This is a genomic window from Streptomyces sp. NBC_01016 (genome assembly GCF_026341035.1).
Lineage (GTDB): Bacteria > Actinomycetota > Actinomycetes > Streptomycetales > Streptomycetaceae > Streptomyces.
Genome location: NZ_JAPEOQ010000001.1, coordinates 269,836 through 289,424, shown reverse-complemented (window position 1 = coordinate 289,424; position 19,589 = coordinate 269,836). Strand labels below are relative to the sequence as shown.

Here is a 19,589-nt window from a genome sequence, read left to right as displayed (position 1 = left end):
TCAGCTTCAGAAAAATCCTTGTCGTCCGCCCGGACCGCGTATCGAAAGAAAGCCTCATGGACCGCCTCACCAACACCATCCGCCCCTACGCCTGGGGCTCCACCACCGCCATCCCGCAGCTCATCGGCGTAAGCCCGACCGGTGAACCGCAGGCGGAGATGTGGATGGGCGCGCACCCGGGCGCCCCCTCGCGTACCGAGCGCGGCCCGCTGAACGAGGTCATCGACGCGCACCCGGCCGACGAACTGGGCGACGCCGCCGTCGAAAAGTTCGGCCCCCGCCTCCCGTTCCTCCTCAAGCTGCTCGCCGCGGGCGCGCCCCTCTCCCTCCAGGTGCACCCCAACCTCCAGCAGGCGAAGGAGGGTTACGAGGACGAGGAGCGGCGCGGCGTCCCGATCGATGCCCCGCACCGCAACTACAAGGACGCCAACCACAAGCCCGAACTGATCTGCGCGCTCACGCCGTTCGACGGCCTGTGCGGCTTCCGTGCGCCCGAGGAAGCCGCCCAGCTCCTCGAAGGCCTCGGCGTCGACAGCCTCAAGCCGTACGCCGATCTGCTGCGCGCCCACCCCGAGGAGGCGGCGCTACGCGAGGTCCTCACCGCCGTACTGAGCGCCGATCCGGGGGAGATGGAGCGGACCGTCGCCGACGCCACGGCCGCCGCCCAGCGCATCGGCGGCGCCTACGAGCCGTACGCGGGCATCGCCCACCACTACCCCGGCGACCCGGGCGTCATCGCGGCGATGCTGCTCAACTACGTCCAACTGCAGCCCGGCGAGGCCCTGTTCCTCGGCGCCGGCGTCCCGCACGCCTACCTCAACGGCCTCGGCGTCGAGATCATGGCCAACTCGGACAACGTGCTGCGCTGCGGACTCACCCCCAAGCACGTCGACGTGCCGGAGCTGCTGCGCATCGTCCGCTTCGAGGCCACCGACCCCGGCGTGCTGCGCCCCGAGGCGTCTCCGGAGGGCGAAGAGGTCTACGACACCCCCATCGACGAGTTCCGCCTCTCGCGCTTCGTCCTGCCCGAGGGCGGCGCGGACCACGACCTGACGGCCGCGACGCCGCAGGTCCTGCTGTGCACGGCAGGCACCGTCCGGGCCGGCGAGCTCGCGCTCGCGCCCGGCGAGTCGGCCTTCGTTCCGGCGGGTGAAAAGGTGAATGTGTCCGGATCCGGCACGGTTTTCCGTGCGACCGTGGTGGCCTGAGAGGCACCTGCGACGTCCCGTGCTGCAACAATGACCCACCGCGCACGGGACGTACGTAGAACCTCGAAAGGACACCAGGAACGACATGAGTGCTTCAGGCGGAGCCAAGGCGATCGTGGCGGCGCTGGCCGCCAACCTAGCGATCGCGGTAGCGAAATTCGTGGCGTTCCTCTTCAGTGGCTCCTCGTCGATGCTCGCCGAGGCAGTCCACTCGCTCGCGGACTCGGGCAACCAGTTCCTGCTGCTGATCGGCGGCAAGAAGGCCCAGCGAGAGGCGACTCCGCAACACCCCTTCGGGTACGGACGCGAGCGTTACATCTACGCCTTCTTGGTGTCGATCGTCCTCTTCTCCGTAGGTGGCATGTTCGCCGTCTACGAGGGCTACGAAAAGATCAGCCACCCGCACGATCTGGAGCACTGGTACTGGCCGGTCGGCGTGCTCGTCTTCGCGATCATCGCCGAGGGCTTCTCCTTCCGTACGGCCATCAAGGAGTCCAACGCGCTGCGCGGCAAGCTCACTTGGGGCCAGTTCATCAAGCGCGCCAAGGCCCCTGAGCTGCCGGTCGTCCTCCTGGAGGACTTCGGCGCGCTCATCGGTCTGGTCCTCGCGCTGTTCGGCGTCGGCCTGACCCTCGCCACCGGCGACGCCGTCTGGGACGGCATCGGCACCCTCTGCATCGGCATCCTGCTGATCGTCATCGCGATCGTCCTCGCCCTGGAGACCAAGTCGCTGCTGCTCGGCGAGGCCGCCGGCGCGGAGGAGGTCGCGAAGATCGAGCAGGCCGTCGTCGATGGCGAGACCGTCACCGGCCTGATCCACATGCGCACGCTCCACCTCGGCCCCGAGGAGCTCCTCGTCGCCGCGAAGGTCGCCGTCCAGCACGACGACACGGCCGCCGAGGTGGCCCGCGCCATAAACGAAGCCGAGGCCCGCATCCGCGCCGCCGTCCCGATCGCCCGCGTCATCTACCTCGAGCCCGACATCTACAGCGAGTCCGAGGCCGCGAAGGGCTCCGACCGGGAGGCCAGCCCGGGCGGCCCGACGCAGACGCCGGAGCACTGAGCACTTCCTTACGTAGATGGGGCCCAGCCGAGAATCTCGGCTGGGCCCCATCTACGTAGACACCTGGTTCGGTTACTGAACCTCTGCCAGCACCCGCAGGATCGCGGCCTCGTCCGGCGCCGCCTGCAGCCGCGCCCGGAAGTCCGTGTCCATCAGCTTCCGCGAGAGCAGCGCCAGGATCCGCAGGTGCTCGTCGCCCGCGGCGGCCTCCGGCACCGAGATCATGAAGACGAGCCTGGCCTTCGTGCCGTCGAGCGAACCCCACTCGATGCCCTCGTCGGACCGCGCGAAGCAGACGACCGGAGCGGTCACCGCGTCCGTCTTGGCGTGCGGGATGGCGATCTCCTCGCCGAGCCCGGTCGTGCCCTGCTCCTCGCGCCGCAGCGCGGTCTGTACGAGCTCTTCCATGTCGGCGACCTTGCCGGTACCGGCGGCGAGGCCCGCCATCTCCCGGATGGCCGCTTCCTTGTCCTGCGCGTCCAGCTGCACCTTGACGGTCCGGTCGGTGAGGTAGCCGGAGAGGACCTCGGGCTCTGCGGCCTCGTCCGCCGCGGCGTGCGCCTCATCGGCCTCCTCGGCCTCGGCGGCGCCGGAGGCGGTGGCACTCGCCGTGGCCGCCTGGAGCGAGGCGGAAGCGGACGCGGAGGCGACCGACGCCGTGGCGTGGGCCGGCTCCGGCGCGCTCTCGGCGGCGACGGCCGGAGTGGCACCGGCCGCGACGGCCTCAGCAGGCTTCGCGGAGTCGGCCGCGGCCTGCTTGGCGGCGGCACGCCGGTTGCTCACGCCGACGAGCGCGTTCGTCGTCACGGCGGTGATCACGGTGCCCGCGACGATCGCGATGAAGAACCAGGCAAGCCCGCTGATCGCGCCGAACACCGCGACGATCGGACCGCCGTGCGGCACGGAGTCCTCGACCCCGGCGATACCGGCGATCGCACCGGCGACCGCGCCACCCAGCATGTTCGCCGGGATGACCTGCGCCGGACGTGCCGCCGCGAACGGGATGGCACCTTCGGAGATGCCGAAACAGCCCATGAACAGCGCCGCGATACCTGCCTCGCGTTCCGCGTCCGTGTAGAGCTTGCGGCGGATCATCGTGGCCAGGCCCTGGCCGAGCGGCATGACCGGGATGGCCGCGGCGGCCATACCCATGACGGCGTTGTTCGTCCCGATCAGCCCGACGGCGAACAGGAACGCGGTCTTGTTGACCGGGCCGCCCATGTCGAACGCGATCATCAGACCGATGAGCGCACCGAGCAGCACCGCGCTCGACCCGGTCATCCCGCCGAGGAAGTCGGTGAGGTGCGTGAACACCCAGGAGATCGGCCCGCCGAGGATGTAGATGAAGGCGAGACCGACGGCCAGCGTGGACGCGATCGGGACCACGATGATCGGCATGATCGGCTGGATGGCCTTCGGGACCTTGATCTTCCTGATCGCGATGACGATGTAGCCCGCGAGGAAACCGGTCACGATGGCGCCGAGGAAGCCGGCGTTGGCGTCGGAGCCGTAGATGCTGGCGTCGGCGGCGAGGAAGCCACCGATCATGCCCGGCACGAGCGCGGGCCGGTCACCGAGCGCGTAGGCGATATAGCCGGAGAAGATCGGCAGCATCAGCTTGAAGCCGAGCGTGCCGAGCGCGTTGACGTTGAACCAGAACGTGTCCTTGGGGATCTGGATGCCGTCGGGCGTCGCGTGACCGCCGATCGCCAGCGAGACGGCGATCAGCAGACCGCCGACGACGACGAACGGGATCATGAAGCTGACGCCGTTCATCAGCGCCTTGTACGCCGCGCTGCGCTCCTTGCCGCCGGACGCCGCGGCCTCTTGCGCACCACCGCCCTCCGAGCCGGCCACGGGCGCGCTCTGCACTCGCTCGATCAGCTGCTCGGGGTGGCTGATGCCCTCCGACACGCCGACCGACAGCACCCGCTTACCGGCGAACCGGGCGCGGTCGACGTCCTTGTCGGCGGCGATGATGATGCCGTCGGCGGCTTTGACATCGTTGTCGGTCAGGACGTTCTCGGCCCCGATGGACCCTTGCGTCTCCACCTTCATGTCGATACCTGCGGCATCCGCTGCCTGCTGCAGCTTCTCCGCCGCCATGTAGGTGTGCGCGATGCCGGTCGGACATGCGGTCACCGCGAGCAGCTTCAACTTCTTCTGCTGCTCGACGGCCCCTCCGCCCGCGTGGGGGTCGGCCGGACTGGTCACGTGGCTCTCCTTCAAGCGTTCCGTGCAAGAGCGCGCAAATCTTTGCCGCTCTCCCAGCATGGTGCAACACATACGCACAGAGTCGACAGTTCAAAGGTCCCTGATCCAGCAGTCCGTCGTCATGTCTCCCTATTTATTCCTCGCCCATCCCTCCCAGGAGGCCCGGTCCGGAACGCGCCCGACCGGATCGAGAGGCGGGGTGGGTTCGGCTGGGCCGATCGGTGTAGCTTTGTACCGAGCCAGACGTCGCTGCTGATGGCGGTCGGGCGGCCCGTACGCCGGGTCGGCCGAGGGAGAGAGGGCCTCCGACGGACTGCGCTGCGAGCGCCAGGGGACACTTGTGTCCCAGGACGCCGCAGGTCAGCTCCATGCGCGCATGCCCATACCGTGGACAGGCGCGTCAGCCCACCTCGACCGACTGCAACAGCACCGAGGAGCAGCTCACTTATGACTTCTGTCGCCAACCGACAGGACCAGGACTTCAAGGTCGCCGACCTCTCCCTCGCCGCCTTCGGCCGCAAGGAGATCACCCTCGCCGAGCACGAGATGCCCGGCCTCATGGCGATCCGCAAGGAGTACGCCGACGCCCAGCCCCTCGCGGGTGCCCGCGTCACCGGCTCCCTCCACATGACGGTCCAGACGGCCGTCCTCATCGAGACCCTCGTCGCGCTCGGCGCCGAGGTCCGCTGGGCCTCCTGCAACATCTTCTCCACGCAGGACCACGCCGCCGCGGCCATCGCCGTCGGCCCGAACGGCACGCCGGACAACCCCCAGGGCATCCCGGTCTTCGCCTGGAAGGGCGAGACGCTGGAGGAGTACTGGTGGTGCACGGAGCAGGCTCTGACCTGGCCGAACACCCCCACCGGCGGCCCGAACATGATCCTCGACGACGGTGGTGACGCCACGCTCCTCGTCCACAAGGGCGTCGAGTACGAGAAGGACGGCAAGGTCCCCTCGGTCGACACCGCCGAGTCCGACGAGCACCGCGTCATCCTCCAGCTCCTGAACCGCACGATCTCGAACGGTTCACAGAAGTGGACCCAGCTCTCCTCCGAGATCCGCGGCGTCACCGAGGAGACCACGACCGGCGTCCACCGCCTGTACGAGATGCAGCGCGACGGCGACCTCCTGTTCCCGGCGATCAACGTGAACGACGCCGTGACCAAGTCGAAGTTCGACAACAAGTACGGCTGCCGCCACTCGCTCATCGACGGCATCAACCGCGCCACCGACGTCCTCATCGGCGGCAAGACCGCCCTCGTCTGCGGCTACGGCGACGTGGGCAAGGGCTGCGCGGAGTCGCTGCGCGGCCAGGGCGCCCGCGTCATCGTCACCGAGGTCGACCCGATCTGCGCGCTGCAGGCGGCGATGGACGGCTTCCAGGTCGCGACGCTCGACGAGGTCGTCGACAAGGTCGACATCTTCGTCACGACGACCGGCAACAAGGACATCATCATGGCCAGCGACATGGCCAAGATGAAGCACCAGGCGATCGTCGGGAACATCGGCCACTTCGACAACGAGATCGACATGGCCGGCCTGGCGAAGATCGACGGCATCGTCAAGGACGAGGTCAAGCCGCAGGTCCACACCTGGACGTTCCCCGACGGCAAGGTCCTCATCGTGCTCTCCGAGGGCCGCCTGCTGAACCTGGGCAACGCGACGGGCCACCCGTCCTTCGTGATGTCCAACTCGTTCGCGGACCAGACGCTGGCCCAGATCGAGCTCTTCACCAAGCAGTCCGAGTACCCGACCGGCGTGTACGTGCTGCCCAAGCACCTGGACGAGAAGGTCGCCCGCCTCCACCTGGACGCGCTCGGCGTGAAGCTGACGACGCTCCGCCCGGAGCAGGCCTCGTACATCGGCGTCGAGGTCGAGGGCCCGTACAAGCCGGACCACTACCGCTACTGAGCACGCGCCTGCCGAGCACTCGTCTCCTGACCACTCGACTCGGCACCGCGCACCAGCCGCCCGTCGGCTGACCGCTTCGCAGGACAGGCCCCCGCACCCCCGTGTCGGGGGCCTGTCCCGTGTCCGCGCACACCGCTGGCTACGGTGGACACGTCCTTCGACGACCGCCGACGCCGCACCCGACGGCGGCCGTCACCAGGCCAGACAGAGGACTCCACGAACGCCATGCCCCGCGGCCGTTATTCGCTCCACGATCTGCACGATCACACCCCCCTCGGCGAAGAACACTTCCAGTGCGCGCCCGGCCCTTCCGGCTGGCGCTACGTAGCGCAACGGACCACCCCCTCCGGCGACCACGCCGGCTCGATCGACCTCGCCCTCGACGAACTCGGCCGCCCCATCCGCCTCGAACTGAATGCGGCGAGCTGGCAGGTGAGAGGCGCCGCCATCGACGGCGTCACATGGGTCCGCACCGACCCCACCGGCACTCACGCGACCGAAGGAAACGCCCCCGCGCACGCGTTCACGGGAACATCCCCCGCGTTCCTCATCGCCACCGCACGTCTGCTCGGTCTCACCCCCGCTTCCCCTCCGACCCGCGTCCGCCTCGTCGCCCTGACGGATCCCGTCCTTGCGCCGCGCACTCTGGACCAGTCCTGGACCTTGCTGAACAGCGAAGCACACGCCACTGACAACGGACCTCTGACCGTGGACGAATACCAGGTCACAGCCCTGGACACGGGGGAGCAGCAGACGGTCCACATCAGCGGCGACGTGGTCCTCGCGGCCCCCGGCATCGAGCTGGAGGCCCTCGAGACCCCGCCGTCGGCGTTCCGCTGACGGCGCGCGCTCAGGCCGGCGGCACGAACCCGGTAGCCGGTCGGTCCGAACTCCCGGATCCCGCCGGGGGGTTGTCGGCCGGGGTCGGGCCCGGGCGCTGCGCGGGGGAGCCGGCCGGGCCTGCTGCGGGGGCCGGAGGAACAGGAGGAGCGAGGGGAGTCGCGGGCGGCACGGGCCCTGCGGCCTCCGGGTATCCGCCGTACGGCCCGGGAGCCGCACCAGCCACGCCGGAAGCCGCCTGACCACCCGCGGCGGCGCTCGCTCCGAACGCGCGCTGAGCCTCCCGCGACTGCCGCTCGTGCGTCACGGCCGCCAGGAACGCGGCGGGCGGCACATCACTCGGCACAGGCGCCCCCGTGTGCGCGGCGAGCTCATCCGCGAGCCGCTCGGCAATCCCCCACCCCACCTGCGGATCCAACTGCCCCATCCGCGTCAGGTACTGCCGCACCGCGAGCCACAGCCCCTCCGGCACGGCCGACAGATCCAGCTCGGTGAACCTTCCCACCAGCCACGGCGGGGGAGGCGGCACGCCCGCCAACTGCCCGGTCGGCACCCTTTCCCGTACGACGAGGGTCCCGGCGAACACGTCCCCGACCCGCCGGCCCCGCGCGGACACGAGCGAAGCGATGCACGCCACGACCCCGAAGGTCATGAGGATCTCCACGACCCCGACAGCCCCCCGCACCAACGCATGCCGGAACCGGATCGGCCCACCGTCGTCCCGCACGACGCGCAGCCCGCACGCGAGCTTCCCCAGCGACCGCCCATGGCTCAACGTCTCCACGGCGATCGGGATCCCGACCAGCACCAACAGAAACGTCGCCACCGCGACGGCCGCGACCGCCGCGTCGTCGAGCGAAGCGGTCGCAGCCGCGAAGGCCATGGTCACCGCGATATAGACGGCGAACGCCACCGCCAGATCGATGAGCACCGCAAGCGCCCGACTCGGCAGCTTCGCGGGCCGAAGCTCCAGCGCCACCGCCTCACCCGTCACCAGCTCACTCACGCCGGCCACCCACCCTTCAACGAGCTGCCCCAGGAACCGCCAGTCTGCCAAGCTGAAGGACCATCGCGCCGTACAGGTGCCGGAAAGCGAGGAGCAGCAGACCGGATGGACCTCGACGTCTTCGTGTCCGCCCACCGGGCCGAGTGGGACCGACTGGACGCCCTGCTGCGCCGTCGACGCCGCCTCACCGGCACAGAGGCGGACGAACTGGTGACCCTGTACCAGCGCACCGCCACCCACCTCTCGCTCATCCAGTCGAGCGCACCGGACCCCCGGGTGATCGGCCGCCTCACCCAACTCGTGGCCCGCGCGCGTAGTGCGGTGACGGGTACCCGCCGTGCTTCATGGCGCGACGTCACGCACTTCTTGACCCACGGTTTCCCGGCAGCCGTCTACAGGGCGCGCCACTGGTGGGTACCCACCGCGCTGCTGTCGACCGCGATAGCCGCCCTCATCGGCTGGTGGATCGGCACCCACCCCGATGTCCAGGCCTCCATCGCAGCCCCCTCCGAGCTCCGCGAGATGACCCGCCCCGGAGGGCAGTACGAGACGTACTACTCGAGCCACCCGGCCGCGTCGTTCGCCGCCCAGGTCTGGACGAACAACGCTCAGGCCGCTGCCATGTGCCTTGTTCTGGGCGTCTTCCTGGGCCTGCCGGTCCTGTGGATCCTCTTCCAGAACATGCTCAATGTAGGTGTGGGCATCGGCCTGATGGCCTCCGTCGGCCGCCTCGACACCTTCCTGGGGCTGATCCTCCCGCACGGCTTGCTCGAACTGACCGCGGTCTTCGTAGCGGCCGGGACCGGCCTCCGCCTCGGATGGACCGTGATCGACCCGGGCCCCCGTACGCGCAGAACAGCCCTGGCCGAAGAGGCCCGCGCGGCCCTCGGCATGGCCATCGGACTGGCCCTGGTCCTCTTCATCTCCGGGGCCATCGAAGGCTTCGTCACCCCTTCCGGCCTCCCGACCTGGGCCCGCATCGCCATCGGCATCGCGGCAGAGCTGGCCTTCCTGGCGTACGTCTATGTCCTCGGCGGCCGAGCGGTTCGTGAGGGCGAAACGGGCGATGTGGCCACGGACGAGCGCAGTGCGCTGCTGCCCACGGCCGCCTGATGTGCGAGCGCCCCGCTGACCTGCTAGTCTCCTCTTCGCCCCGGAAAGACCGTTGACACGGACAGACCGGGGAGGTAGATTCGAACAGTTGCCCCGAACTCGACAGGTTCGATTGCAACGGCTAGTATCTAGCTCGCTTCACGAAATTCAATTCTTTCGAGAAGCCCCTCCCGATTAATCGGAAACCCTGAGCCGGTCAGACCGGCCCAAAACTTCTGATAAAGTCGGCACCGCCGAAAGGCAAAGGCCCTCCAACGGCCACCGGAAATGAAATCCGAACCGGAAACGGAACGGAAAACGGATCTGGTAGAGTTGGAAACACGAAATACCGAAGGGAAGCGCCCGGAGGAAAGCCCGAGAGGGTGAGTACAAAGGAAGCGTCCGTTCCTTGAGAACTCAACAGCGTGCCAAAAATCAACGCCAGATATGTTGATACCCCGTCTCCAGCATCTGCTGGGGCGAGGTTCCTTTGAAAAGTCCTGCAGGCCTTCTGGTCGGCAGGCGCACAGCGAGGACGCTGTGAACGGTCGGATTATTCCTCCGACTGTTCCGCTCTCGTGTGTGTCACCCCGATGACGGGGAAACATTCACGGAGAGTTTGATCCTGGCTCAGGACGAACGCTGGCGGCGTGCTTAACACATGCAAGTCGAACGATGAAGCCCTTCGGGGTGGATTAGTGGCGAACGGGTGAGTAACACGTGGGCAATCTGCCCTTCACTCTGGGACAAGCCTTGGAAACGAGGTCTAATACCGGATAACACTCCCATTCTCCTGGATGGGGGTTAAAAGCTCCGGCGGTGAAGGATGAGCCCGCGGCCTATCAGCTTGTTGGTGAGGTAATGGCTCACCAAGGCGACGACGGGTAGCCGGCCTGAGAGGGCGACCGGCCACACTGGGACTGAGACACGGCCCAGACTCCTACGGGAGGCAGCAGTGGGGAATATTGCACAATGGGCGAAAGCCTGATGCAGCGACGCCGCGTGAGGGATGACGGCCTTCGGGTTGTAAACCTCTTTCAGCAGGGAAGAAGCGAAAGTGACGGTACCTGCAGAAGAAGCGCCGGCTAACTACGTGCCAGCAGCCGCGGTAATACGTAGGGCGCAAGCGTTGTCCGGAATTATTGGGCGTAAAGAGCTCGTAGGCGGCTTGTCACGTCGATTGTGAAAGCTCGGGGCTTAACCCCGAGTCTGCAGTCGATACGGGCTAGCTAGAGTGTGGTAGGGGAGATCGGAATTCCTGGTGTAGCGGTGAAATGCGCAGATATCAGGAGGAACACCGGTGGCGAAGGCGGATCTCTGGGCCATTACTGACGCTGAGGAGCGAAAGCGTGGGGAGCGAACAGGATTAGATACCCTGGTAGTCCACGCCGTAAACGGTGGGCACTAGGTGTGGGCAACATTCCACGTTGTCCGCGCCGCAGCTAACGCATTAAGTGCCCCGCCTGGGGAGTACGGCCGCAAGGCTAAAACTCAAAGGAATTGACGGGGGCCCGCACAAGCAGCGGAGCATGTGGCTTAATTCGACGCAACGCGAAGAACCTTACCAAGGCTTGACATACACCGGAAACGTCTGGAGACAGGCGCCCCCTTGTGGTCGGTGTACAGGTGGTGCATGGCTGTCGTCAGCTCGTGTCGTGAGATGTTGGGTTAAGTCCCGCAACGAGCGCAACCCTTGTTCTGTGTTGCCAGCATGCCCTTCGGGGTGATGGGGACTCACAGGAGACCGCCGGGGTCAACTCGGAGGAAGGTGGGGACGACGTCAAGTCATCATGCCCCTTATGTCTTGGGCTGCACACGTGCTACAATGGCCGATACAATGAGCTGCGATACCGCAAGGTGGAGCGAATCTCAAAAAGTCGGTCTCAGTTCGGATTGGGGTCTGCAACTCGACCCCATGAAGTTGGAGTTGCTAGTAATCGCAGATCAGCATTGCTGCGGTGAATACGTTCCCGGGCCTTGTACACACCGCCCGTCACGTCACGAAAGTCGGTAACACCCGAAGCCGGTGGCCCAACCCCTTGTGGGAGGGAGCTGTCGAAGGTGGGACTGGCGATTGGGACGAAGTCGTAACAAGGTAGCCGTACCGGAAGGTGCGGCTGGATCACCTCCTTTCTAAGGAGCACTTCTTACCGAGTCCTTCGGGACGAGGTCAGAGGCCACTACGTCGGCAAACGTTCGACGGTGGTTGCTCATGGGTGGAACGTTGATTATTCGGCACCGTCAGTCATCTCGGGCTGCAAGTACTGCTCTTCGGAGCGTGGAAAGCTGATCACGAGTGGTGAGGGTGTCGGGCACGCTGTTGGGTATCTGAAGGTACGGCCGTGAGGTCGCCTTCAGTGCCGGCCCCGGTGAAGCACCAAGGTTCTTGGTGTGTGACGGGTGGTTGGTCGTTGTTTGAGAACTGCACAGTGGACGCGAGCATCTGTGGCCAAGTTTTTAAGGGCGCACGGTGGATGCCTTGGCACCAGGAACCGATGAAGGACGTGGGAGGCCACGATAGTCCCCGGGGAGTCGTCAACCAGGCTTTGATCCGGGGGTTTCCGAATGGGGAAACCCGGCAGTCGTCATGGGCTGTCACCCGCTGCTGAATATATAGGCAGTGTGGAGGGAACGCGGGGAAGTGAAACATCTCAGTACCCGCAGGAAGAGAAAACAACCGTGATTCCGGGAGTAGTGGCGAGCGAAACTGGATGAGGCCAAACCGTATACGTGTGAGACCCGGCAGGGGTTGCGTGTGCGGGGTTGTGGGATCTCTCTTTTACGGTCTGCCGGCCGTGAGACGAGTAAGAAACCGTTGATGTAGGCGAAGGACATGCGAAAGGTCCGGCGTAGAGGGTAAGACCCCCGTAGTCGAAACATTAACGGCTCGTTTGAGAGACACCCAAGTAGCACGGGGCCCGAGAAATCCTGTGTGAATCTGGCGGGACCACCCGTTAAGCCTAAATATTCCCTGGTGACCGATAGCGGATAGTACCGTGAGGGAATGGTGAAAAGTACCGCGGGAGCGGAGTGAAATAGTACCTGAAACCGTGTGCCTACAAGCCGTGGGAGCGTCGCGCAAGGAACTTGTTCCTTGCGTCGTGACTGCGTGCCTTTTGAAGAATGAGCCTGCGAGTTTGCGGTGTGTTGCGAGGTTAACCCGTGTGGGGAAGCCGTAGCGAAAGCGAGTCCGAATAGGGCGATTTAGTAGCGCGCTCAAGACCCGAAGCGGAGTGATCTAGCCATGGGCAGGTTGAAGCGGAGGTAAGACTTCGTGGAGGACCGAACCCACCAGGGTTGAAAACCTGGGGGATGACCTGTGGTTAGGGGTGAAAGGCCAATCAAACTCCGTGATAGCTGGTTCTCCCCGAAATGCATTTAGGTGCAGCGTCGTGTGTTTCTTGCCGGAGGTAGAGCACTGGATAGGCGATGGGCCCTACCGGGTTACTGACCTTAGCCAAACTCCGAATGCCGGTAAGTGAGAGCACGGCAGTGAGACTGTGGGGGATAAGCTCCATGGTCGAGAGGGAAACAGCCCAGAGCATCGACTAAGGCCCCTAAGCGTACGCTAAGTGGGAAAGGATGTGGAGTCGCAGAGACAACCAGGAGGTTGGCTTAGAAGCAGCCACCCTTGAAAGAGTGCGTAATAGCTCACTGGTCAAGTGATTCCGCGCCGACAATGTAGCGGGGCTCAAGCGTACCGCCGAAGTCGTGTCATTGCAGCTATAGGGCCAACGCCCGCTGTGATGGGTAGGGGAGCGTCGTGTGCCGGGTGAAGCAGCACCGGAAGGTAGTTGTGGACGGTTCACGAGTGAGAATGCAGGCATGAGTAGCGATACACACGTGAGAAACGTGTGCGCCGATTGACTAAGGGTTCCTGGGTCAAGCTGATCTGCCCAGGGTAAGTCGGGACCTAAGGCGAGGCCGACAGGCGTAGTCGATGGATAACCGGTTGATATTCCGGTACCCGCTGTGACGCGAAAGACATCGAATCCAGTGATGCTAAGGCCGTGAAGCCGTTCCGGACCCTTCGGGGAATGGAAAGTGGTGGAGCCGCCGGCCCAAGCTGGTAGTAGGTGAGCGATGGGGTGACGCAGGAAGGTAGTCCAGCCCGGGCGATGGTAGTCCCGGGGTAAGGGTGTAGGGCGCTGTCTAGGTAAATCCGGACAGCTTGTGCCTGAGACCTGATGCCGAGCCGATTGTGGTGAAGTGGATGATCCTATGCTGTCGAGAAAAGCCTCTAGCGAGTTTCATGGCGGCCCGTACCCTAAACCGACTCAGGTGGTCAGGTAGAGAATACCGAGGCGTTCGGGTGAACTATGGTTAAGGAACTCGGCAAAATGCCCCCGTAACTTCGGGAGAAGGGGGGCCATTCCTGGTGATTGGACTTGCTCCATGAGCTGGGGGTGGCCGCAGAGACCAGCGAGAAGCGACTGTTTACTAAAAACACAGGTCCGTGCGAAGCCGTAAGGCGATGTATACGGACTGACGCCTGCCCGGTGCTGGAACGTTAAGGGGACCGGTTAGTCACATTTCGGTGTGGCGAAGCTGAGAACTTAAGCGCCAGTAAACGGCGGTGGTAACTATAACCATCCTAAGGTAGCGAAATTCCTTGTCGGGTAAGTTCCGACCTGCACGAATGGCGTAACGACTTCTCGACTGTCTCAACCATAGGCCCGGTGAAATTGCACTACGAGTAAAGATGCTCGTTTCGCGCAGAAGGACGGAAAGACCCCGGGACCTTTACTATAGTTTGATATTGGTGTTCGGTTCGGCTTGTGTAGGATAGGTGGGAGACTTTGAAGCGGCCACGCCAGTGGTTGTGGAGTCGTCGTTGAAATACCACTCTGGTCGTGCTGGATGTCTAACCTGGGTCCGTGATCCGGATCAGGGACAGTGTCTGATGGGTAGTTTAACTGGGGCGGTTGCCTCCCAAAGAGTAACGGAGGCGCCCAAAGGTTCCCTCAGCCTGGTTGGTAATCAGGTGTTGAGTGTAAGTGCACAAGGGAGCTTGACTGTGAGACCGACGGGTCGAGCAGGGACGAAAGTCGGGACTAGTGATCCGGCGGTGGCTTGTGGAAGCGCCGTCGCTCAACGGATAAAAGGTACCCCGGGGATAACAGGCTGATCTTCCCCAAGAGTCCATATCGACGGGATGGTTTGGCACCTCGATGTCGGCTCGTCGCATCCTGGGGCTGGAGTCGGTCCCAAGGGTTGGGCTGTTCGCCCATTAAAGCGGTACGCGAGCTGGGTTTAGAACGTCGTGAGACAGTTCGGTCCCTATCCTCTGTGCGCGTAGGAATATTGAGAAGGGCTGTCCCTAGTACGAGAGGACCGGGACGGACGAACCTCTGGTGTGCCAGTTGTCCTGCCAAGGGCATGGCTGGTTGGCTACGTTCGGAAAGGATAACCGCTGAAAGCATCTAAGCGGGAAGCCTGCTTCGAGATGAGTATTCCCACCCCCTTTGAGGGTTTAAGGCTCCCAGTAGACGACTGGGTTGATAGGCCGGATCTGGAAGCACCGCAAGGTGTGGAGGTGACCGGTACTAATAGGCCGAGGGCTTGTCCTCAGTTGCTCGCGTCCACTGTGTTGGTTCTGAAACCACGAACAACCGTCGTAGCCATGTGCCACGGCTCCGGTTGACAGTTTCATAGTGTTTCGGTGGTCATAGCGTGAGGGAAACGCCCGGTTACATTCCGAACCCGGAAGCTAAGCCTCACAGCGCCGATGGTACTGCAGGGGGGACCCTGTGGGAGAGTAGGACGCCGCCGAACAAATTTTATAGAAAAGCCCCGGACCGGGATACGGTCCGGGGCTTTTCTGCGTTTCAGGAGCGTTTTGGGGAACGCCCCCTCTTTCTTAAAGGCGGCCGGCGGATTTCAGGGCCAGGTAGGCGTCCGCAAGGGCTGGGGCCAATTCGGATGGGGTGGCGTCCACGACGGTGACGCCGTGGCGAGTGAGTTGTTCGGCTGTGCGTAGGCGCTCGGCCTTTGCCTGGGACGCTGACGCGGCGTCGTAGATGGCTTCTGTGGTGCCCCGGGCCGATGTCATCGATTCGACTTTGGGGTCGGCAACCGATGCCAGGACGACCGTGTGGCGTTTCGTGAGACGTGAGAGCACGGGGAGGAGGCCCTCTTCGATGGGGGCCGCGTCCAGGGACGTAAGAAGGACGATGAGGGATCGGCGGTGCGCTGTGTGCAAGGCCGTTGCCGTGAGGCCTCGGGCGTCCGTTTCGATCAGTTCTGGTTCCAGTGGGGCCATGGCGTTGACCAGGGCGGGGAGGACGTCGCCTGCGGTTCGGCCCTGGACCAGGGCGCGGGTGCGGCGGTCGTAGGCCAGCAGGTCCACGCGGTCGCCGGCTCGGGAGGCCAGGGCGCCCAGGAGGAGAGCGGCGTCCATGGAGGCGTCGAGGCGCGGGGCGTCGCCGACTCGGCCGGCGGAGGTGCGGCCGGTGTCGAGGACCAGGAGGATGTGGCGGTCGCGTTCCGGGCGCCACGTGCGGACGGCCACCGCGGAGTGGCGGGCCGTTGCGCGCCAGTCGATGGAGCGGGTGTCGTCTCCGGGAACGTACTCGCGGAGGCTGTCGAATTCTGTGCCCTCGCCCCTGGTCAACACGCTGGTGCGGCCGTCGAGTTCGCGGAGGCGGGCCAGCTTGGAGGGGAGGTGCTTGCGGCTGTGGAAGGGCGGCAGGACACGGACCGTCCAGGGGACCCTGTGGGTGCCTTGGCGGGTGAACAGGCCGAGGGGGCCGTAGGAGCGGATGGTGACGCGGTCGGCCGTGCGGTCGCCTCTGCGGGTGGGCTGGAGGCGCGTCGTGACGCGGCGCCTTTCGCCGGCGGGGATGTTCACGCGGTGGCGGGACGACTCGTACTCCATGCCGGAGTGCCAGCTGCTCGGCGGCCAGGCGTCGCGGAGGGCGGCGCGCAAGGGGCGGCGCGCGGGGTTGGTGATCGTGAGGGTGACGTCGGCCGGGTCTCCGAGACGTACGGAGGTGTCGCCCGAGCGGGTCAGGCGCAGGCGGCGTACGGGGGCGGCCAGGGCGAAGTCGCACGCGCAGGCCAGGGCCAGCGGGGTGTTGACGGCCAGGATGCCGGTCCAGCTGGGGTCCCAGATGCCGACGGGGAGGGAGCCCAGGGCTGCGAGAAGGGCCGTGCGTCCGGTCAGTGCCATTGTCGTGTCGTCCTCCGTCGGGCGTCGGGTCAGCGGGGGACGGGGACGTGGGTCAGGATCGCGTTGATGACGGAATCCGGGGTGACGCCCTCCATTTCGGCCTCCGGGCGCAGTTGGATGCGGTGGCGGAGGGTGGGGAGGGCGAGGGCCTTGACGTCATCGGGGGTGACGTAGTCGCGGCCGGTCAGCCACGCCCAGGCGCGGGCGGTGGCGAGGAGGGCCGTGGCGCCTCGTGGGGAGACGCCGAGGGTGAGCGACGGGGATTCGCGGGTCGCTCGGCAGATGTCGACTACGTAGGCGGTGATTTCCGGGGAGACCGTTGTCTTGGCGACTGCCGCGCGGGCCGTTTCGAGGTCGGCTGCCGTGGCCACCGGGCGGATGCCCGCTGCGTGCAGGTCGCGGGGGTTGAAGCCGGAGGCGTGCCGGGTCAGGACGTCGATCTCGTCCTGGCGGGTAGGCAGCGGAACGTTCAACTTGAGGAGGAAGCGGTCCAGTTGGGCCTCGGGGAGGGGGTAGGTGCCCTCGTACTCGACCGGGTTCTGGGTCGCGACCACCATGAACGGGTCCGGGAGCGGGCGCGCCGTGCCGTCGACCGTGACCTGACGCTCCTCCATCGCTTCGAGGAGGGAGGACTGGGTCTTGGGCGGGGTGCGGTTGATTTCGTCGGCGAGGACAAGGTTGGTGAAGACCGGGCCCGGCTGGAAGGAGAAGCGAGCGGTGTTGGTGTCGTAGACCAGCGAGCCCGTCACGTCGCTCGGCATCAGGTCGGGGGTGAACTGTACGCGCTTCGTGTCGAGTTCGAGGGACGAGGCCAGGGCGCGTACGAGGAGTGTCTTGGCGACGCCGGGCACTCCTTCGAGAAGAACGTGGCCGCGGCAGAGGAGGGCCACGACGAGGCCCGTGACGGTGGAGTCCTGGCCGACCACGGCCTTGGCGATCTCCGTACGCAGGGCCTCCAAAGACGCCCTTGAGCTGCGGGGATCCGTCGTGGGCCCGGCGTTGTCAGTGGTCGGGTCCATCATGGGTTCCGTACCTCACTTTCGAGGGCGTCGAGGTGGTCGGCGAGTGCGATGAGTGCTGCGTCGGTCGCGGGGGGCGGGCCGAAGAGGAGAGTGTGCGGGTCCCGGGCGGGCGTGGGGAGTTGGCGTGCCAGGGCCGGGAGGAAGGTCTCGGGCGAGTGGGCCTGGGAGACGGGGACGCCGATGAGGGGGGCCAGGCGCGTGCGGGTGGAGATACGTAGGGCCGTGGCGGCGCGGTCGCGGGCGTTCGCCTTGCGGTAGAGGCGGGCGCGGCCTTCGACGGTTTCGGAGGCGCGGATCGCGACGGGCAGGCGCTCCTGGACCAGGGGGCCCAGGCGGCGTGCGCGCCACAGTGCGGCCAGTGCTGCCGCGATGAAGAGCTGAAGGGTGCCCCAGAGCCAGCCCTTGGGGATCAGGTCGACGAAGCTGCGGTCGTTCTGCGCGCCGTCGGCCGCCGAGTCGTCGGAGAGGGAGGGGAGGTACCAGACCACATGAGGGCGCGAACCGAGGAGTTGAAGGGCGAGCGAGGCGTTGCCCTGTTCGTCGAGGCGGTCGTTGAGAAGGATGTAGGGGGAACCGAGGACGACCGTGTCGCCTTCGCCGGCGGGGGACGGAAGGCGCAGGAGCGTGGGGGAGCCGTAGCTCGGGTAGCAGGAGTCGGCGCCGGCGAGCGTGCTGCTGTAGCGGTGGCCGCCGGTGTCCGCGGGGCCGGCGCGGCGGGCCTCGGGCAGCGCGCAGCCGGGCGCGAGGGGCTTGTCGGCGGCGGGCTCGGGGTCGGTGGCGACGCCGGGGGCCAGCATGTCGACCGCGGCGGCGCCGGGGGCGACGAGGACGGTGCGGCCGCCGGAGTCGACGGTGGCGGCCTGGAGCCGGGACTGCTGGCGTGCCGTGAGCCGGTCGGGCGCGGCGACCAGGAGGGTGGTGTCGGGGCCTGTCGCCGCGCGGGCCTCGGCGGTCGTGGTGACCACGCGCGTGTCGACGCCCCGGTCGGCGAGGAGTTCGGCGACGGCGCGGCTGCCGCGCTGGTCGGCGGAGCGCGGATCGAGGGCGCCGTGCTGGTCACCGGAGCGGACCACCGCGATGGCCACGGCCGCGACCAAGAGGAAGACCAGGGCCAGGGCGATGCCGCGGGTGCGGGTCCAGATCTGGCGGGCGGTGGGCGTGCTGGAGGTGGTGCCCTCGGGGGCCGGGGGCGACGGGGGCGCGGTGAGGGTCGTCGTGGCGGTGGGGGCTCCGGGGTGTGTTCCGGGCTCGGATTCCGGCTGGTGGCCCGGTGGGTTGATCGGGTGCGCGGTGGCGGGCCGGGGCCGGTCGGGCGTGCGGTCGCCGCCGCTGCGGCCGGAGTTCGGGGTGCGGGGGTCGGTCGGTTCGGTCACCGGGGCGCTCCCGCGGTGGGGGTGAGCGTGGGGGTGGTGCGTTCCACCTCGGTGTCCAGGGTGGACAGGCGCTCGTACGTCTCCGGGGTCGCGGTGCGGCCGCCGTACGCGATGTCGTCGAAGTCGCGGGCCGCCGCGCGGAGGCGGTCCGCGTGCTGGGGCAGCGGGCGGGCCGCTTCGGCGGCGGCCTCGTCGGCGGTGCGGCCGGGGCGCGGGTCGAGGAGGGCGCGCTCCTCCAGGGAGCGGACCAGGGCGCGCATCCGTTCCTGGACGGCCTGGTTCCAGTGTTCCTGGGCGGCGTGCGCCTCGGCGGCCGCGCGGTGTTCGGCGGCGCTGCGCGGGCGGTCGTCGAAGAGCGGGGGCGCGGAGGTGGGGGAGCGGCGCGGTGTGCCGAGGCGCCACCAGAGGGCGGCCGCCACGGCGACGACGGCCAGCAGGATCACGAGCAGGCCGACGGCGCCGCCGGGGGCGGCGCCGGACGCGGCGGAGAAGAGCTCGTCGATCCAGTCCCAGAACTTGTTCAGGGCGCGCATGAACCAGTTCGGGTCGTCCTGGTGGTACGCGGGCTTGGACAGCTCGCGTTTCGCCGCTTCGCGCGCGGGGTCGCGCGGGATCCTCACCGGCGGCTCTTCGCCGCCGGTGAGGACCGACGAGATCGTCGTGTGGAGCACTCCCCCAAGTGCGCTCAC

At 66.6% G+C, this 19,589-nt stretch carries 11 protein-coding genes and 3 rRNA genes; 8 read left to right on the top strand and 6 right to left on the bottom strand.

All coding sequences use genetic code 11. From position 1 onward, the window contains the following. Nucleotides 1–56 precede the first annotated feature (56 nt). Nucleotides 57–1,208, top strand: a complete 1,152-nt coding sequence (manA, locus tag OG746_RS01460) for a mannose-6-phosphate isomerase, class I (protein ID WP_266710933.1) — start codon at nucleotides 57–59, stop codon at nucleotides 1,206–1,208. An 85-nt stretch (nucleotides 1,209–1,293) separates the two neighbouring features. Next, nucleotides 1,294–2,271 (top strand): cation diffusion facilitator family transporter, encoded by a 978-nt coding sequence (locus OG746_RS01455; protein WP_266710932.1) that lies wholly within the window; start codon nucleotides 1,294–1,296, stop codon nucleotides 2,269–2,271. A gap of 72 nt (nucleotides 2,272–2,343) precedes the next feature. Here the strand turns inward: OG746_RS01455 and OG746_RS01450 are convergent, their stop codons facing one another. Next, nucleotides 2,344–4,485: a fructose-specific PTS transporter subunit EIIC gene (locus OG746_RS01450; RefSeq protein WP_266710931.1), complete on the bottom strand. Its 2,142-nt coding sequence runs from the start codon at nucleotides 4,483–4,485 to the stop codon at nucleotides 2,344–2,346. 447 nt (nucleotides 4,486–4,932) lie between these two features. On the opposite strand from OG746_RS01450, the gene ahcY reads away from it, so the two are divergent. Further along, nucleotides 4,933–6,396 (top strand): adenosylhomocysteinase, encoded by a 1,464-nt coding sequence (gene ahcY, locus OG746_RS01445; RefSeq protein WP_266710930.1) that lies wholly within the window; start codon nucleotides 4,933–4,935, stop codon nucleotides 6,394–6,396. 225 nt (nucleotides 6,397–6,621) lie between these two features. Next, on the top strand, nucleotides 6,622–7,236 hold the full coding sequence (locus OG746_RS01440; protein WP_266710929.1) for a hypothetical protein: 615 nt from the start codon (nucleotides 6,622–6,624) through the stop codon (nucleotides 7,234–7,236). Between the two features lie 10 nt (nucleotides 7,237–7,246). Here OG746_RS01440 and OG746_RS01435 read toward each other — a convergent pair whose 3' ends face one another. Further along, complete coding sequence (locus OG746_RS01435; protein ID WP_266710928.1) at nucleotides 7,247–8,242, bottom strand: RDD family protein; 996 nt, start codon at nucleotides 8,240–8,242, stop codon at nucleotides 7,247–7,249. A gap of 105 nt (nucleotides 8,243–8,347) precedes the next feature. Here OG746_RS01435 and OG746_RS01430 point away from each other — a divergent pair, with 105 nt between their 5' ends. The 4 genes from OG746_RS01430 to rrf all read left to right on the top strand — a co-directional run bounded on the left by OG746_RS01430 (nucleotide 8,348) and on the right by rrf (nucleotide 15,109). Continuing rightward, on the top strand, nucleotides 8,348–9,355 hold the full coding sequence (locus OG746_RS01430) for a stage II sporulation protein M (RefSeq protein ID WP_266710927.1): 1,008 nt from the start codon (nucleotides 8,348–8,350) through the stop codon (nucleotides 9,353–9,355). A 586-nt stretch (nucleotides 9,356–9,941) separates the two neighbouring features. Beyond that, nucleotides 9,942–11,467 (top strand): 16S ribosomal RNA (locus OG746_RS01425). A gap of 314 nt (nucleotides 11,468–11,781) precedes the next feature. After that, nucleotides 11,782–14,904, top strand: a 23S ribosomal RNA gene (locus tag OG746_RS01420). Nucleotides 14,905–14,992: 88 nt separating this feature from the next. After that, nucleotides 14,993–15,109, top strand: a 5S ribosomal RNA gene (rrf, locus tag OG746_RS01415). Together the 16S, 23S and 5S rRNA genes form the textbook arrangement of a ribosomal RNA operon. Nucleotides 15,110–15,194: 85 nt before the next feature. Here rrf and OG746_RS01410 read toward each other — a convergent pair. The 4 genes from OG746_RS01410 to OG746_RS01395 all read right to left on the bottom strand — a co-directional run bounded on the left by OG746_RS01410 (nucleotide 15,195) and on the right by OG746_RS01395 (nucleotide 19,589). Then, nucleotides 15,195–16,505, bottom strand: a complete 1,311-nt coding sequence (locus OG746_RS01410; protein WP_266710926.1) for a DUF58 domain-containing protein — start codon at nucleotides 16,503–16,505, stop codon at nucleotides 15,195–15,197. Between the two features lie 29 nt (nucleotides 16,506–16,534). Beyond that, a complete protein-coding gene (locus OG746_RS01405; protein ID WP_266710925.1) occupies nucleotides 16,535–17,524 on the bottom strand; it encodes an AAA family ATPase in 990 nt (329 codons plus the stop codon). Beyond that, nucleotides 17,524–18,669, bottom strand: a complete 1,146-nt coding sequence (locus OG746_RS01400) for a DUF4350 domain-containing protein (RefSeq protein ID WP_266718645.1) — start codon at nucleotides 18,667–18,669, stop codon at nucleotides 17,524–17,526. Before OG746_RS01400 ends, OG746_RS01405 begins: the two co-directional genes overlap by 1 nt. Nucleotides 18,670–18,896: 227 nt before the next feature. After that, complete coding sequence (locus OG746_RS01395) at nucleotides 18,897–19,589, bottom strand: DUF4129 domain-containing protein (RefSeq protein WP_266710924.1); 693 nt, start codon at nucleotides 19,587–19,589, stop codon at nucleotides 18,897–18,899.